We start from the raw sequence: 15235 nt of genomic DNA on the forward strand, positions 1-15235 counted from the left end.
AGCAGGCCCAGCGCAAGGGCGTTTATGCAACGACGGCTCATGCGCCACACTCCAGCGGCAGCGACAGCTGCTTGGCGATGGCTTCCCAGTCGAAGGCCACCACGCCCTGGTCATCATGCACGGCATACAGCGCGCCGTGCGGGAAGCGCGGGCTCGGCTGCTGCATCATCCAGATGCCATCGGTGTTGGCGACCGTGTTGCCCTGGAAGGCACCGACCGGCTTCAGGGTATGGCGGTCGAACAGGTGGAACACGCTGCGCTGCTTGCCCTGCTCGGTGGTGATCCACCAGCCGTCTCTGCCGCAGGTCCGCAGCATCACGCCTTCGGCCTGCGCCTTGAACACATCGCGGCCGAACGTGGTGCCGGTGAAGCGGCCGGCCATCGTGTAGACCTTGAACTCGCTGGCGTAGGTTTCGTCTTCCTCGGCGATCAGCAGGCGGTCGTTGGCCGGGTCACCCCAGATCGACTCGACCACGCGCAGTGCGCCGGCTTCGCTGGTGTCACCGATGCTGGCGGCCAGGGTCGCTTCGACCTTGGCGCCATCGCGGGTGACGTGGTACTGGCGCACGCGCTTGTCCAGCTCGGCCAGCGGCGGCAGGATGTCCTTGCCCTGTGCATCCTCGCCGTTGTCCCACGAATCGGTGACGTACACGCTGTAGCCATCGGCGCGGCGGTCGACCCACAGGCCATACGGCTTGCGCAGGTCGTCGGCACCGAACACCGCCAGCGGAGTGAAATCGGGCAGCGAGAACACCTGCACGCGGTGGTTGTCACGTTCGACGATCCACAGCAGGTCGTCGGTGATCGAGATGCCGTTGGGGCGGTCGAACTGGCCCAGCGCGGTGCCGGCGGTGCCGATGTCGCGCAGGTGCTGGCCGGTGCTGCCGTCATACACCACCAGCTTGTCGGTGGCCTTGGCGGTGGCGATCAGCCAGGTCCTGCCGTCCGGTGCCTTCCAGGCCGCCGGCGAATCGATGTTGTCGTCCGGCGTCATCGGGCTGAGGAACGCCTCGGCGATGGTCGACACCGAGCGTGCGGTCCCGGCCGGGGCCTTCGCGGCGGCATCGGCGCCGGCCGGAGCGGCCGCCGGCGTACAGCCGGCGGCAAGGCAGGCGGCCATCGCGGCTGCCAGCAGGGTCATGCCACGCGCCATCACAGGGCCACCTTCAGGCCGATGGCGTAGGTCCGGCCGTACTCTTCCATCTGCAGGGTGCGCGAACGGGTGCCCTGGTACAGCTCCAGCGGCTTGTCGAGCAGGTTCTGCGCTTCGAAGTGCATGCTGATGCGCGGGGTGAACTTGTAATCCAGCGAGAAGTCGAGCTGGGTGTTGGGCGCGACGTAGATGTCGAACGCGCGGCCGGCACCGACGGTGTCCAGGTACTCGCTGCGGTAGACCGCGGCCAGGCGCGTGCTCAGGCCGTACTTCTCGTAGCCGATGTGCGCGCTGTACACGTGCTTGGAAGCGCGCGGCAGCATGAATTCTTCGCCCTCGCGGCCGTCGATGCCTGCATCGAACCTGGTGTCCAGCCAGGTGCCGCTGGCACCGACCAGCAGGCCGTCCAGCGCGCCGCGCAGGAACGCCAGCTGCTGCTGCCAGTTGAACTCGGCACCGCGCACGGTGGCCTTGCGGCCGTTGATCGGGCGGGTCACGTCGAGGCCGTCGTAAGCCGGATCGTTCTGGCTGACGGTTTCCACGATGTAGCCGTCGATGGACTTGTGGAACAGGCCCAGCGAGACGATGCCGGTGCTGCCGATGTACTTCTCGACCGACAGGTCGATGTTCTTCGATTCGTAGGGATCCAGCTGCGGGTTGCCCAGGCGCAGCGCTTCGTCACCGGCGTTCAGGGCGCGGCGCGGCGAAATGTCACCGAAGGACGGACGCGAGACCGTCTTGTTGGCCGAGGCGCGCAGCACCCAGTCGTCGGCCGCGTCGTAGCGCAGGTGCAGGCCCGGCAGCACGTTGGTGTAGCTGCGGTTGGCCTGCACCGGGTTGACGGTGTAGCCGTCATCGTCGTCCAGCTCGACACTGTTGCCCGTGGCCTTGAAGCGGGTGTTTTCCACGCGCACGCCACCGATGATGCGCAGCGCACCGATGTCCCAAGTACCCATCGCGTAGCTGGCGAAGATGTCTTCGCTGGCGGTGTAGTCCTCTTCCAGCGAGGTGGCGGCGTTGCCGGCAACGTCCTGCGGGCGCGCGGTGTAGCGGCTGCCATTCTGCGCCCAGTAGCGGCGCATGGCCGCCGAGCTCATGCCCTGCCCCATCACGCCGTGGCGGTGTTCCGGGTCGGCGGCCGTCCAGGTGGTCAGGTCGATGTCCGGGCCGCGGCGCAGCTCGCTTTCGTCCACGTTGACATCACGGTCGCGCCAGCGGCCCAGCAGGCCGAACTTGATGCTGCTGCTTTCGCCGTCGAAGCGCACGTTGACCTGCGCGCTGCGCTCTTCGTCGTTGACCTGCTTGGGCGAGATCACGAAGCGGTCGAACGCGTAGTTCGCGTTGTCCATCCAGTCGCTGCTGCTGAGCGTGTAGGTCGGCAGGCGGCTGCGCTGGTCCAGGGTGCCGGACAGGTCGTCGGCATCCAGTTCGAAGCGCGCTTCCATCTCGTCGTTGACGCGCTCTTCGGTACGGGTGTAACCGATCCTGTAATCGACCACCGCGTTGGTCAGCTTGTTCTCGCCACCCAGGCTGGCAGCAAAGGTGTTTTCCTTCTTGGTGCGGTAGCGCATGCGCTTCTGGATCGCATCCGACGGCAGGTCGTCCAGGCGGAACTGGTCGGTGCCGGTGGCGACCATGTCGGCGTCGTCGAAGTTGTAGATCACGCGCTGGCGCGTTTCGGCATCGTCGAACTGGCTGTACAGCGTGCGCAGGTAGTACGTGCTGTCCTCGTCCGGGCGCCAGTCCATGTTGAGGTTGGCACCGATGCGCTTGCGCTCGATCTCGTACTTGCGGTTCTGCAGGTTGATCGCAGTGACATCGCCCGGAGCGGCATCCTTCTCACCGTCGTACTCGACTTCGGTGTTGTCCGACTCGAACGTGCGGTTCTGGTAGTTCACGCCCAGCGCGATGCCGAAGGTGTCGGCGAACACTTCGCTGTAGTTGAACGAGGCTTTGGGGCTGGTCTCGCCGGACAGCTGCTGGTGGCTGGCTTCGATCTTGCCGCGCAGGCTGCGGCCGTCGCGGTCGAAGCCCGATGCCGATTCGACCAGGACCGCGCCACCGATGGCGTCACCCGGCATGTCCGGGGTCGGCGACTTGACCACGCGCAGGCGCTCGGTCGAATCGGAGGGAATGACGTCCAGCGGCGCGGCGCGGCTGGAATCTTCCGGGGTACCCACGGCGATGCCATCGATGCTGACGCTGTTGAGGTTGGCATCCAGGCCACGGATGACCACGAAGCGGCCTTCGCCCTGGTCGCGGGTCACGCTGATGCCCGGCAGGCGCTGCAGCGACTCGGCCACGTTCTTGTCCGGGTACTGGCCCAGGGCATCGGAGGACACTGCATCTTCGATGGCGTCGCTGCTGCGCTTCAGATCAACCGCGCGGACCTGCGATTCGAGCTGCGCGCGCACTTCGATGCGGTCCAGATCGACCGCATCGGCGGCAACCGCGCCGGTGGCGGCCAAGGCCTGCTGCCCGGCGGCCTGCAGCGGTGCCGCGGCCCCCAGCGCCAGGGTCACGGTGATGGCCATGGCCAGCGGAGTCTTGATGTGCACGGTGGAGCCCCATACCTGTGAAGAATGGGTCTGCAAGGTATGTCCGCAACGTTGCACGGCGGTGACACCGTTCAGCACATTCATTGCATCCGGCGTGGGCTTCGCAGCGCCGATCCGGCAAAATGGAGGCCTCTCTACAGCCCCCATTCCCGACCATGAAGATCGTCGAAGTGCGCCACCCGCTGGTGCAGCACAAGATCGGCCTGATGCGCAACGCCGCGCTCAGCACCAAGGATTTCCGCGAGCTGGCCAACGAACTGGGCACGCTGCTGGCCTACGAGGCCACTGCCGACCTGGAGACCGAACCGCACACCCTCCCCGGCTGGGCCGGCCCGGTGACCGTGCAGCGCATCGCTGGCGCCAAGATCACCGTGGTGCCGATCCTGCGTGCCGGCCTGGGCATGCTCAGCGGCGTGCTGTCGCTGATCCCGGCCGCGCGCGTGAGCGTGGTCGGCCTGCAGCGCGATGAGGAAACCCTGCAGCCGGTGCCTTATTTCGAGCGCTTGACCGGCCGCCTAGAAGAGCGCGATGCGCTGATCCTGGACCCGATGCTGGCCACCGGCGGCACGCTGATCGCCACCATCGACATGCTCAAGCGCGCGGGCGCGCGCCGCATCAAGGGCATCTTCCTGGTCGCCGCACCGGAAGGCATTGAGGCGGTCAAGGCCGCGCACCCGGACGTGGAGATCTACACCGCGGCCATCGATGCCCAGCTCAACGACAAGGGCTACATCCTGCCGGGCCTGGGCGATGCGGGCGACCGTATCTTCGGTACCCGCGTGGTGTGATCCTGCGGCTGGGGTCAGAGCCCATTGCCATCGCAATGGAATCTGACCCCGGGGTCGGATCCCTTCCGCAGGAAGGGCTCTGCCCCCAGATCCATCTTCACGTCGTCTTCCGGCCAGCAGGCGAATGCTCCGCGCACCCCGCACCGCTCGCCCTGGAGATGCCATGAAAGCCTCGTTCCTGCTGGCCGCTGCCCTGCTCATCGGCCTGCCCTTGGCCGCCACCGCCGCCACCCCGCAACAGCAGCGCATGGCCGATTGCTCGGCCAAGAACAAAGGGCTGAAGGGCGACGCCTACAAGACCGCGCAGAGCGCGTGCCTCAGCGGCCACGCTACTGAAACCAAGGCGACCACCCCGCAGGAGCGGATGAAACAGTGCAATGCGGATGCCGCGACGAAGAAGCTCGCCGGTGACGCCCGCAAGACCTTCATGAGCAGCTGCCTGAAAGCCTCGTAGTGCAGACAGGCGATGTAGAGCCGAGCCCACGCTCGGCTCAGCCGATCAAGCCCAAAGCAAGCCGAGCATCGGCTCGGCTCTACAGGCCCAACGCCCGCGCCTTCAGCTCCCCCTGCTCATGCAGGGTCACGAAACGCCCCTTCTCATCCCGCCCCAGCTGCGCCAGCGCCACCTGCGGGTCATGGGTGAAGAACAGATGCACATTGCGCGCCAGCTTGTCTTCCAGAAAGCGCCGTTTCTCGTCGATCAGCAGCTCCGCATTGCGGTCGTAGCCCATGGTGATCGGCACGTGCACCCACGAGCGCCCCGGGATCAGGTCCGCACAGAACACCACGCCGCCGTGCGCATCCTCGCCGGCATCCGCGTGGCCGACGATCTCGGCCAGCATCAGGCCCGGCGTATGGCCGTCGCTGTAGCTGAAGCGCACGCTGCTGCCCAGCACCTTGGCGTACTCGCCCTCCACCACTTCCAGGCGGCCCGTGGCCTGCAGCAGGCCCGGCAGCTCGGGAATGAAGCTGGCCCGGTCGCGCGGATGCGGCTGCAGCGCCCGCTGCCAGTGCTGCGCACCGACCACGAAGGTCGCGTTGGGAAACAGCAGTTCCGGCGAACGCCCTTCGCTCCATGCCGCCAGCAGGCCGCCTGCGTGGTCGAAGTGCAGGTGGCTGAGCACCACCACGTCGATGTCCTCGTGCTCGAAACCCGCTTCGCGCAGCGAATCGATCAGCACGTGCTGGCTTTCCTGCACGCCGTAACGGTCACGCATGCGCGGGTCGAAGAACGCACCGATGCCGGTCTCGAAGAGCACGGTCTTGCCATCCAGCGGGCTGGCCAGCAGCGCACGGCACGCCAGCTCGATGCGATTGAGCTCGTCCGGTGCCGCCCACTTTTCCCACACCGCACGCGGCGCGTTGCCGAACATCGCGCCGCCATCCAGGCGCTGCGAGTTCCCACGAATCGACCAGAGTTTCATGCGGCAATTATCGAGGGCACCCCGTTAAATAATCGCTAGCCGCAAAATGCAGAACCCCGCCGGGTGGCGGGGTCTGGTGATTCCTGCTTCGCCGGGCATGGCCCGGCGCTACCGCCGCCTCAGTGCGCCGGTACGACCTGGGCGCCGCCCACCGGGTTGCGGGGATCGCTGCCGCCGTAGAGCTTGTTGGCCTTGCGGTCCCACTCCACCGTCTGCAGGTTGCCCCACACGTGGCTGGAGCCGCGGCCGCCGGCGGCGACGTCGCCCGGCAGATCGATCCTGTGGCCCATCGCCTGCAGCTGCTTCACGGTATCGGCGTCGAAGGCATCGCTCTCGGCCTCGATCAGGTCCGGCAACCACTGGTGGTGGTAGCGCGGCAACGCGGCCACCTGCTGCGCGTCCAGGCCGGCGTCATAGCCGAGGATGCCCAGCAGCACCATGGTGATGATGCGGCTGCCGCCCGGGGTGCCAAGCACCACCACCTTGTCGGCGTTCTCCATGAAGGTGGGCGTCATCGAGCTGAGCATGCGCTTGCCCGGCTTCGGTGCATTGGCCGCATAACCCATCACACCGAAGGCATTGGGGGTACCCGGCTTCAGCGCGAAGTCGTCCATCTCGTTGTTCAGCAGCACGCCGGTGCCCTTGGGAATCAGCCCCGAGCCGTACAGCAGGTTGACGGTCTGGGTGGCGCCGACGCGGTTGCCATCGCGGTCGATGATCGAGAAGTGCGTGGTCTCGTCATCTTCCAGCGGGGTCGGGTTGCCCGAGAGCAGGTCGCTGGGGGTGGCCTTGTCCGGGTGGATCGTGGCCCGCAGGCCCTGCGCGTAATCCTTGCTGGTCAGCACCTTCTGCGGGATCTGCACGAAATCCGGATCGCCGAGGAAGAAGGTGCGGTCGCGGTAGGCGCGGCGCATCGCTTCCACCACCAGGTGGGTGCGATGGGCCGCATCCATCTGCTTGATGTCCCAGCCTTCCAGGATCTGCAGCATGCTGGCCAGAGCGATGCCACCGGACGACGGCGGCGGCGCGGTGGTGATCTTCCAGCCGTTGTAGTCGAACACGATCGGCTCGCGCAGCTTGACCTGGTAGCCGGCCAGCTCGTCGGCCGTCCACTTGCCACCGGCCTGCTTCACGCCTTCCAGCAGAAGCTTGCCGGTCTGGCCCCTGTAGAAGCCATCGCGACCGCCGGCCGCCAGGCGCTCCAGGGTCTGTGCCAGCTCAGGCTGCTTGAACAGATCGCCGGTAGCGATCGGCTTGCCGTTGCGCAGGTAGACCTCGCGCGTGCCGGGGAAGCGTTCCATCACCTCGCGGCGCGAGGCATAGCCCTTGGCCATGCGGTCATAGACCGGGAAGCCTTCGCGGGCGATGCGGATGGCCGGCTGCAGCGAGGCCGACAGCGGCAGCTTGCCGTGCTTGGCCGACAGTTCCACCAGCGCGGCGGGCAGGCCCGGGATGCCGGCCGACCACGGGCCGTTGACCGAGCGGTCGCGGTCCAGGTTGCCCTGCTTGTCCAGGAACGCCTGCGGGGTCGCAGCCGCCGGGGCGGTCTCGCGCGCATCCAGCATGATGTCCTTGCCGGTGGCCGCATCGTGCAGCAGGAAGAAGCCGCCGCCGCCCAGGCCCGAGCTGATCGGCTCGACCACGGCCAGGGTGGAGGACACCGCCACCGCGGCGTCGAAGGCGTTGCCGCCCTGCGCCAGGATGTCGATGCCGGCCTGGGTGGCCAGCGCATGGCCACTGGCGATGGCCGCGCCATCAGGGCGTTCGGCACGGGCGGTGGTTTCGGCCCAGGCCAGCGGGCTCAGCACCAGGCCGAGCAGCAGCAGGGGGCGGACGATCAGCGTCTTCATTCGGATGGGGGCTCCGCGTAGAGTTCGGGGTGATCGTGCTGCAGTCGGCGCAACTTGGCCAGCAGCTGGACTTCCGTTTCCACGATCTCCGGGTCCGGATCGATGCATTCGACCGGGCAGACGACCACGCACTGTGGCTCGTCGAAGTGACCCACGCATTCGGTGCAGCGCGCAGGGTCGATCAGGTAGATGGTTTCACCCATCGAAATGGCCTGGTTCGGGCAGGCCGGCTCGCAGACGTCACAGTTGACGCAGAGCTCGTTGATTTTCAGCGACATGGCGATACTCCTCGCCCGCGCCTTGGGACAAGGACCGGCCCGCGCGGGCGCGCGGGTCGGTCAGGTCGGCAGCGGCGCCCTTGCGGAGCGCCGCCCGGGCCATGCCGGAGCATGGCCGCCATGGCACGGTCTTACTTGGCTTCGACGAAAATGTACTCGGCGCCGGTCGGCTGCACGGCAGCCTGCACGCGGGCGTTGTCAGCGGACTGGCCGATGAAGACGACGCGCACGCCCTTCATCGAATCCGGCGAGACGTCCTTGAACACGGCCTGGATCATGTCAGCCATCTTGGCCGAGGCCGACGAACCGAAGGCCAGCATGTTGCCCGGCTGCACGCCACGGGCCACGGCCTGGGTCGCGCTTTCGGTCTGTCGCTCGTACTTGGCCTGGAAGTCCGGGTCCGATTCCGGCGAGAGGTAATACAGGAACGGGCTGTTGGTGATGTTGCCCATGTTCTGGATCGCCACTTCCTGCAGGTACTTCTTCCAGCCTGCATCGTCTTCCTTGGCCGGAGCGACCAGGGCCTGCTTGGCGTCTTCGACCGGAGCGGCCTCTTCCTTCTTGCAGGCGGTGAAGGCCAGGGCAAACGAAGCGATCAGCATCGCGCGCATGGTGGTGTTCATGGGTTTCCTCCCGAGTGGTGCGTGTGGTTTACGTAATGGGGGTGCGTGGTACTACTGGCCCTGCCGCGCGGGCAGGATTTACGACTGCGCCGACTTCGCTTCGCGGACCTTGCGCAGCGCCTCGAGCACGGCGGCCGGCACGAAACCGGACACGTCGCCTCCCAGGCGGGCGATCTCGCGGACCAGCGAGGACGAAATGAAGCTGTGCTGCTCTGCAGGGGTCAGGAACAGGGTCTCGACCTCCGGGATCAGGTGGCGGTTCATGCTCGCCATCTGGAATTCGTATTCGAAGTCGGACACCGCGCGCAGGCCGCGCAGCAGGACCCCGCCCTGGACCGAACGTACGAAATGGGCCAGCAGGGTGTCGAAGCCGATGACCTCGACATTGCTGTGATGGCCCAGGGCGCCCCGGGCCAGCTGCACGCGCTGCTCCAACGGCAGCGCCGGGCCCTTGGACGGGCTCTGCGCCACGCCGACCACGACCTTTTCGAACAACGGCGCGGCCCGGCTCACCAGATCGATATGACCATTGGTGATGGGGTCGAACGTGCCGGGGTAGACGGCGATGCGGCGGTTGGCCACGGTCATGGGCGGTAGCAGATCTTCAGATGAGGTCAAAGTGTAGCAGTGGCGCGGCGGTACAGGGCAAAGCGCACCTCGCGGGTGCCGCCCTCGCGGTGCAGCAGCCAATCCGGCGGCAGCACGGGCACGTGGCCGGCCGGGGATTCCAGGTACAGCCAGGCATCGGCGGCAAGGTGGCGCGGCAGCTGGGCGAGCACGTCCGGCCACAGGCCGTCGCCGAAGGGCGGGTCGATGAACACCAGGGTAGCCTGCTGGGCCGGCGCGCTCCGCAGCCAGCTCAGGGCATCGGCCTGGACCACGCTGACCTGCTCGTCCGCCTGCAGCTTGGCGACGGCGGCGGTCAGGTTGCGGCCGAGCTGGGCATCGCGCTCGACCAGGGTGGCGTGGGCCGCACCGCGCGAAACGGCTTCCAGGCCCAGCGCGCCGCTGCCGGCGAACAGGTCCAGCACCCGGGCCCCGCCGAGCTTGGGCAGCAACCAGTTGAACAGGGTTTCGCGCACGCGGTCGCTGCTGGGCCGCAGGCCCGGCAGGGTCGGCACCGGCAGGCGGGTATTGCGCCAGCGCCCGCCGATGATGCGGACCTGGCCGTCATTGCCACCACGGCCGCTCACCGGCTGCCTCGGTGGAGGGTATTCGGAAAATTCAGCATGGGCGGGATTGTAGTCGCCCGGGCGGCGCCTGGAACCCCGTAGTGTCGAACTTGCTCGGCTGAGTACAAACTCAACAGCGGGCTTTCCAAGGGATGGAGGGGGTATCCGCCTCACAGCCAGGTCAAGCTCCCGCCAGGTCGATTCCATCGCTCTGGAACAGCCGCGCATTGACCAGGCTCTCGACGAACTCGGTCACTTCCCACAGGTCGTGCGGCTTGATCTTCGCCGGGGACCAGTACTGGCCATGGGCGATCCAGTGCCGAAGCTGGAATGCGCTGTTGATCCGGTCGTACTGGTGATGGGTCAGTACGCCCTGCTGCAGCCAAGCCTTGACGATATCGTCCATCAGCGCGGCCTTGTTGCGCTTGCGATTGAACAGTTTGGTGAGAACCTTGGACAGCCCATCCTTGAGATTCAAACGCTTTCTGCTTGCGTAATCCAAGCGGAAACATGCTTCCAGAAAAGCCAGCAGCGCCATCATGTCCCGGTGCTGCTGCACCTGCAGACATGCCGCGCGGAGCGTTTCCAGCTCCTTCCGTGACAGGTCGGCATTATCTGGATTCGATTCGGAGAAGTGCAGCCCGATGGCGGCATGGGCGGTCACGTGATGGCCCATCACCTGCATGTAATTGGGAACATCCGGATTAACGACGAATGGAGTGGCCACGGGTGACTTCCATGATGGCCGACTGCAGGGACTCGGCATCAAGCCTGCGATAGCGGATCCGGGGTGGTGAGGTGGACACTTTCCAGACGTATGCGGCCAAATCTGTCGGTTTCGAATATCTATCGGAGGGAGCCTCTTCGGAGGAGGTCCACCCAAAAAGCATCGGTTCCTCTGCGTCCGGCAAGGTCAGTACGAAGCGGACGTTCCCATTCAGCCCCACCAGGTCCACCCTTCCGGGCGACCCAAGCAGGATCGTTCCTATGGGAACGAAGCGGACGCTGCTGCCTCCCAGGTCGATGCTCAAACCCGGCGCCTGATAGCTGCCGAGCCTCTCTTCACGAAGTTCCAAGCTGAACACAGTGATCTTCATGGCGCCGCTTTCAATGTACGCAGAAAGGATCTCCTGGACCCTCGTGTACAGAAGCTCGATCTTCTCCAGCCATTGGTTCCTGCGCTCGGTCAGGTTGCCACTGCCGGACCGCGCTGCATTCTGCTCCTTCAGGAAGTGATCGAAATCCAGATGCCTTGCCATTGGGAAGATCGCCATGGATGCGCTCCGGGAATTGTGTCACGACCGTGCACGACTTTGCGGGGTCACACAAGAGTGTGAAGGCGACATATCGGGCATTTTCCCGCGATGCCTTCTCTGCGAGCGTAATGCCCAGCCATCGCCTACGAACTGGGTAGTACTCGCCGGGCTATTGCCAACCCGCCGACATGGCAGAAGCGACCCAGCGCGAGGTTCCAGTGGAAAGCAGAGCCCCCCTTGCCCGACCCACCCCTTGATTTCGGGACAATCAGCCATACCCCTTGGCCAGGCCGCACGCGCTGGCGCGGCATTGCACACGGAGCCCTATCGATGACCGAGACCCCCCAGACCGAAACCCTTGGCTTCCAGACCGAGGTCAAGCAGCTGCTGCAGCTGATGATCCACTCGCTGTATTCCAACAAGGAGATCTTCCTCCGCGAGCTGGTCTCCAACGCCGCCGACGCCGCCGACAAGCTGCGCTTCGAAGCCCTGACCCAGCCTGCCCTGCTGGAAGGCGACAGCGAACTGCGCGTGCGCGTCAGCTTCGACGCCACCGCCCACACCATCACCATCGAAGACAACGGCATCGGCATGAGCCGCGCCGAAGCCATCGCCCACCTCGGCACGATCGCCAAATCCGGCACCGGCGACTTCCTGCGCCAGCTGTCCGGCGACCAGAAGAAGGATTCGCAGCTGATCGGCCAGTTCGGCGTCGGCTTCTACAGCGCCTTCATCGTCGCCGACGAAGTGGAAGTGACCTCGCGCCGCGCCGGCCTGGCTGCCGCCGAGGGCGTGCGCTGGACCTCGCGTGGCGAAGGCGATTTCGACGTGGCCACCATCGACAAGGCCGAGCGCGGCACCTGCATCGTCCTGCACCTGAAGGACGGCGAGCACGACTTCGCCGATGGCTGGCGCCTGCGCAGCATCCTCAAGAAGTACTCCGACCACATCGGCCTGCCGATCCAGATGCCGAAGGAAGGCGACGACGCCGCCGGCGAGTGGGAAACCGTCAACCGTGCCAGCGCGCTTTGGACCCGCCCGCGCACCGAGATCAGCGACGCCGAGTACACCGAGTTCTACAAGCACGTCGCGCACGATCACAGCGATCCGCTGGCGTGGAGCCACAACAAGGTCGAAGGCAAGCTCGAGTACACCTCGCTGCTGTACCTGCCCGGCCGCGCGCCGTTCGACCTGTACCACCGCGACGCGCCGAAGGGCCTGAAGCTGTACGTGCAGCGCGTGTTCGTGATGGACCAGGCCGAGCAGTTCCTGCCGCTGTACCTGCGCTTCATCAAGGGCGTGGTCGATTCCAACGATCTGTCGCTGAACGTCTCGCGCGAGATCCTGCAGTCCGGCCCGGTCATCGATTCGATGAAGGCCGCGCTGACCAAGCGCTCGCTGGACATGCTGGAAAAGCTGGCCGCCGACAAGCCGGAGCAGTACGCCACGTTCTGGAAGGAATTTGGCCAGGTGCTGAAGGAAGGCCCGGCCGAGGACTACAACAACCGCGAGAAGGTGGCCGGCCTGCTGCGCTTCGCCTCCACCCGTGGCGAGGCCGATGCACAGAGCGTGTCGCTGGCTGACTACATCGGCCGCATGGCCGAGGGCCAGGACAGGATCTATTACCTGACCGGCGAGAGCTACAGCCAGGTGCGCAACAGCCCGCACCTGGAAGTGTTCCGCAAGAAGGGCGTGGAAGTGCTGCTGCTGACCGATCGCATCGACGAGTGGCTGATGGGCTACCTGACCGATTTCGACGGCAAGGGCTTCGTCGATATCGCCCGTGGCGACCTCGACCTGGGCGCGCTGGAAAGCGAAGCCGACAAGCAGGAACAGGAAGCGGCAGCAAAGGACAAGCAGGGCCTGGTCGAGCGCCTGAAGTCGGTGCTGGGCGATGACGTGGCCGAAGTGCGCGTTTCGCACCGCCTGACCGATTCGCCGGCGGTGCTGGCCATCGGCGAACAGGACCTCGGCCTGCAGATGCGCCAGATCCTGGAAGCCAGCGGGCAGAAGGTGCCGGAGAGCAAGCCGGTGCTGGAGATCAACCCGGGCCACCCGCTGATCGCCAAGCTCGATGCCGAAGCCGATGGCTCGCGCTTCGACGACCTGGGCCGGGTGCTGTTCGACCAGGCCGCGCTGGCCGCCGGTGACAGCCTGAAGGATCCGGGTGCGTACGTGGCGCGCCTGAACAAGCTGCTGCTGGAGCTGTCGGCCTGATTGATGGGGTGGGCGCCGGGCATGGCCCGGCGCTACCGGGTGATGCTTTGGTACATGCCAACCTTGGTTGGCATTCCTGCTCTGGTAGATGCCAACCTTGGTTGGCGCTTCAAAGGCGTGTCAACCAAGGTTGACACCCACCAAGGCCAGTCGTCTCAGGCGTTGCGATCCAGCAGCGAGCCCAGCATCTGGTCCTGGCGGCGGATCACCGTGGCGTTGGCGGCGAACGCCAGCACTTCGGCCCTGGCCGCCAGCAGGTCGCCCAGCGGCGCCGTCGAGTCCGGATCGGTGGCATTGACGGTGGTTTCCACCCCGCCCTGCTCCACCGGGCTGCGCTGCAACTGCAGACGCTGCGCGTTCGGCGTGGCGAGGTTGGCCACGTTGTGTGCGGCCACCTGCACGCCCTGCTGGGCCACACGCATTCCGGACAGCGCAGTTTCCATCACGTTCATCGGCGGTCTCCAGGCCACCCTGCGCAGCCCCTCGGACCGGTTAACGGCCGGACCTGCGCAACCTTGAGTCCACACCGGGTCAACGGGCCCGAGTGGTAGCATATCCCTCTGATTTCAGCGCCTTTTGCCAATGCTCAGTTTTTTCCGCCGCAAGAAGCCCCAGGACGCCGCCACGCCGGACGTGCCCAAGACCCAGCATTACTCGACTGAGGAGTTGGCGGCGGCGTTCCCGTCCGCTGCCCCGGTCGAAGAAGCCCCGGCCGCCCCGATCGCCGCGCCGGCCAGCGTCGAGGCCGCCACGCCCGCGCCTGCGCCTGTCGTAGCGCCCGAGCCGCCGGTCGCCGCTGCGCCGCCGGCCCCGGCCCCGGCCCCGGAACGCGTCATTGCTCCGGAGGACTTCGAAGCCGAGGCCCTGGCTGCGGCCGCCGTGCTCGCGCCGCTGGCCCCGGTCACCCCGGCCGAAGCGCCGGCCACACCTGCCACGGACCTGCCGGTGCTGGTCGATGCAGCCCCGGCTCCGGCCGGCAAGCCCGGCTGGCGCGAGCGCCTGCGCAACAGCGTCATCGCCCGCAGCTTCGGCGGCCTGTTCTCGCGCAATCCCAAGCTCGACGACGACCTGCTGGACGAGCTGGAAACCGCACTGATCACTGCCGACGTCGGCGTGGGCGCTACTACCGACCTGGTCGAGGGCCTGCGCAAGCGCATGAAGTCGCGCGAATTCGTCGATGCCAATGCGCTGCTCGCCGCGCTGCGCAGCGAACTGATCGCAATCCTGCAGCCGGTCGCCAAGCCGCTGGTGATCGACCGCAACGCCAAGCCCTTCGTGGTGCTCACCGTCGGCGTCAACGGCGTCGGCAAGACCACCACCATCGGCAAGCTGGCCAAGCGCTTCAAGGACGAGGGCCACAGCCTGATGCTGGCCGCCGGCGATACCTTCCGCGCCGCCGCCGTGGCCCAGCTGCAGGCCTGGGGTGAGCGCAACGGCGTGGCGGTGGTTGCCCAGGGGCAGAACGCCGACGCCGCTTCGGTGGCCTACGACGCCCTGCAGGCCGGCAAGGCTCGCGGCACCTCGGTGCTGATCGCCGATACCGCCGGTCGCCTGCATACCCAGTCCGGCCTGATGAACGAGCTGGGCAAGATCCGCCGCGTGCTCGGCAAGATCGACGAGACCGCTCCGCACGAAGTGCTGATGGTCATCGACGGCACTACCGGCCAGAACGCGCTCTCGCAGCTGCGCCAGTTCAATGCCGCGGTGAAGGTAACCGGCCTGGTGGTGACCAAGCTGGACGGCACCGCCAAGGGTGGCGTGGTCTTTGCCCTGGCCCGCGAGTTCGGCATTCCGATCCGCTTTGCCGGCATCGGCGAGCGCCCGGAAGACCTGCGCGTGTTCGACCCGGAAGCCTTTGTCGACGCCCTGCTGCCTGAGGCGCTGGGCGCCTGATACGCGGTTCAGCCACGCATGGC

At 66.5% G+C, this 15235-nt stretch carries 15 protein-coding genes; 4 read left to right on the forward strand and 11 right to left on the reverse strand.

Annotated elements, in window-relative coordinates; translation table 11 throughout:
- Positions 1 to 37: 37 nt before the first annotated feature.
- Positions 38 to 1153 (reverse strand): NHL repeat-containing protein, encoded by a 1116-nt coding sequence (locus tag FJU31_RS09860; RefSeq protein ID WP_150454599.1) that lies wholly within the window; start codon positions 1151 to 1153, stop codon positions 38 to 40.
- Positions 1153 to 3687, reverse strand: a complete 2535-nt coding sequence (locus tag FJU31_RS09865; protein ID WP_425473677.1) for a TonB-dependent receptor — start codon at positions 3685 to 3687, stop codon at positions 1153 to 1155. The genes FJU31_RS09860 and FJU31_RS09865 overlap by 1 nt, the downstream gene beginning before the upstream one ends.
- Before the next feature lie 179 nt (positions 3688 to 3866).
- Here FJU31_RS09865 and upp point away from each other — a divergent pair, with 179 nt between their 5' ends.
- Complete coding sequence (gene upp, locus FJU31_RS09870; RefSeq protein ID WP_079221521.1) at positions 3867 to 4499, forward strand: uracil phosphoribosyltransferase; 633 nt, start codon at positions 3867 to 3869, stop codon at positions 4497 to 4499.
- A 163-nt stretch (positions 4500 to 4662) separates the two neighbouring features.
- Positions 4663 to 4953: a PsiF family protein gene (locus FJU31_RS09875; RefSeq protein ID WP_150454601.1), complete on the forward strand. Its 291-nt coding sequence runs from the start codon at positions 4663 to 4665 to the stop codon at positions 4951 to 4953.
- Between the two features lie 79 nt (positions 4954 to 5032).
- Here the strand turns inward: FJU31_RS09875 and FJU31_RS09880 are convergent, their stop codons facing one another.
- The 8 genes from FJU31_RS09880 to FJU31_RS09915 form a co-directional block, all read right to left on the reverse strand.
- Positions 5033 to 5923, reverse strand: a complete 891-nt coding sequence (locus FJU31_RS09880) for an MBL fold metallo-hydrolase (RefSeq protein WP_150454602.1) — start codon at positions 5921 to 5923, stop codon at positions 5033 to 5035.
- A gap of 119 nt (positions 5924 to 6042) precedes the next feature.
- Positions 6043 to 7773: a gamma-glutamyltransferase gene (ggt, locus tag FJU31_RS09885; RefSeq protein ID WP_150454603.1), complete on the reverse strand. Its 1731-nt coding sequence runs from the start codon at positions 7771 to 7773 to the stop codon at positions 6043 to 6045.
- The gene (locus FJU31_RS09890) at positions 7770 to 8051 is read right to left on the reverse strand and encodes a YfhL family 4Fe-4S dicluster ferredoxin (RefSeq protein ID WP_079221516.1); all 282 of its coding nucleotides are present in this window, start codon (positions 8049 to 8051) and stop codon (positions 7770 to 7772) included. Before FJU31_RS09890 ends, ggt begins: the two co-directional genes overlap by 4 nt.
- Before the next feature lie 131 nt (positions 8052 to 8182).
- Complete coding sequence (locus FJU31_RS09895) at positions 8183 to 8674, reverse strand: hypothetical protein (RefSeq protein ID WP_150454604.1); 492 nt, start codon at positions 8672 to 8674, stop codon at positions 8183 to 8185.
- Positions 8675 to 8752: 78 nt separating this feature from the next.
- On the reverse strand, positions 8753 to 9262 hold the full coding sequence (gene coaD / locus FJU31_RS09900; RefSeq protein ID WP_008267036.1) for a pantetheine-phosphate adenylyltransferase: 510 nt from the start codon (positions 9260 to 9262) through the stop codon (positions 8753 to 8755).
- Between the two features lie 26 nt (positions 9263 to 9288).
- Complete coding sequence (rsmD, locus tag FJU31_RS09905) at positions 9289 to 9867, reverse strand: 16S rRNA (guanine(966)-N(2))-methyltransferase RsmD (RefSeq protein ID WP_150454605.1); 579 nt, start codon at positions 9865 to 9867, stop codon at positions 9289 to 9291.
- 160 nt (positions 9868 to 10027) lie between these two features.
- Complete coding sequence (locus FJU31_RS09910; RefSeq protein WP_150454606.1) at positions 10028 to 10573, reverse strand: hypothetical protein; 546 nt, start codon at positions 10571 to 10573, stop codon at positions 10028 to 10030.
- Complete coding sequence (locus tag FJU31_RS09915; RefSeq protein ID WP_150454607.1) at positions 10551 to 11120, reverse strand: hypothetical protein; 570 nt, start codon at positions 11118 to 11120, stop codon at positions 10551 to 10553. The genes FJU31_RS09910 and FJU31_RS09915 overlap by 23 nt, the downstream gene beginning before the upstream one ends.
- 312 nt (positions 11121 to 11432) lie before the next feature.
- On the opposite strand from FJU31_RS09915, the gene htpG reads away from it, so the two are divergent.
- Positions 11433 to 13319 carry a molecular chaperone HtpG gene (gene htpG, locus FJU31_RS09920; protein ID WP_150454608.1) on the forward strand — a complete coding sequence of 629 codons (1887 nt, stop codon included), beginning with the start codon at positions 11433 to 11435 and terminating at the stop codon, positions 13317 to 13319.
- A gap of 155 nt (positions 13320 to 13474) precedes the next feature.
- On the opposite strand, the gene FJU31_RS09925 is transcribed toward htpG, so the two are convergent.
- Positions 13475 to 13771 carry a flagellar basal body protein gene (locus tag FJU31_RS09925; RefSeq protein ID WP_150454609.1) on the reverse strand — a complete coding sequence of 99 codons (297 nt, stop codon included), beginning with the start codon at positions 13769 to 13771 and terminating at the stop codon, positions 13475 to 13477.
- A gap of 130 nt (positions 13772 to 13901) precedes the next feature.
- On the opposite strand from FJU31_RS09925, the gene ftsY reads away from it, so the two are divergent.
- Entirely contained in the window at positions 13902 to 15212 is a 1311-nt protein-coding gene (gene ftsY / locus FJU31_RS09930) for a signal recognition particle-docking protein FtsY (protein ID WP_150454610.1), read from the forward strand.
- Positions 15213 to 15235: the final 23 nt, after the last annotated feature.

Origin of the sequence: Stenotrophomonas cyclobalanopsidis (assembly GCF_008710035.1) — a bacterium.
Classification (GTDB): Bacteria; Pseudomonadota; Gammaproteobacteria; order Xanthomonadales; family Xanthomonadaceae; genus Stenotrophomonas; species Stenotrophomonas cyclobalanopsidis.

Bases quoted from the DNA above. Each gene is read 5' to 3' on its own strand.
- FJU31_RS09860 (WP_150454599.1), bottom strand. From the start codon at position 1,153: ATGGCGCGTGGCATGACCCTGCTGGCAGCCGCGATGGCCGCCTGCCTT.
- FJU31_RS09865 (WP_425473677.1), bottom strand. From the start codon at position 3,687: ATGGCCATCACCGTGACCCTGGCGCTGGGGGCCGCGGCACCGCTGCAG.
- upp (WP_079221521.1), top strand. From the start codon at position 3,867: ATGAAGATCGTCGAAGTGCGCCACCCGCTGGTGCAGCACAAGATCGGC.
- FJU31_RS09875 (WP_150454601.1), top strand. From the start codon at position 4,663: ATGAAAGCCTCGTTCCTGCTGGCCGCTGCCCTGCTCATCGGCCTGCCC.
- FJU31_RS09880 (WP_150454602.1), bottom strand. From the start codon at position 5,923: ATGAAACTCTGGTCGATTCGTGGGAACTCGCAGCGCCTGGATGGCGGC.
- ggt (WP_150454603.1), bottom strand. From the start codon at position 7,773: ATGAAGACGCTGATCGTCCGCCCCCTGCTGCTGCTCGGCCTGGTGCTG.
- FJU31_RS09890 (WP_079221516.1), bottom strand. From the start codon at position 8,051: ATGTCGCTGAAAATCAACGAGCTCTGCGTCAACTGTGACGTCTGCGAG.
- FJU31_RS09895 (WP_150454604.1), bottom strand. From the start codon at position 8,674: ATGAACACCACCATGCGCGCGATGCTGATCGCTTCGTTTGCCCTGGCC.
- coaD (WP_008267036.1), bottom strand. From the start codon at position 9,262: ATGACCGTGGCCAACCGCCGCATCGCCGTCTACCCCGGCACGTTCGAC.
- FJU31_RS09915 (WP_150454607.1), bottom strand. From the start codon at position 11,120: ATGGCGATCTTCCCAATGGCAAGGCATCTGGATTTCGATCACTTCCTG.
- htpG (WP_150454608.1), top strand. From the start codon at position 11,433: ATGACCGAGACCCCCCAGACCGAAACCCTTGGCTTCCAGACCGAGGTC.
- FJU31_RS09925 (WP_150454609.1), bottom strand. From the start codon at position 13,771: ATGAACGTGATGGAAACTGCGCTGTCCGGAATGCGTGTGGCCCAGCAG.
- ftsY (WP_150454610.1), top strand. From the start codon at position 13,902: ATGCTCAGTTTTTTCCGCCGCAAGAAGCCCCAGGACGCCGCCACGCCG.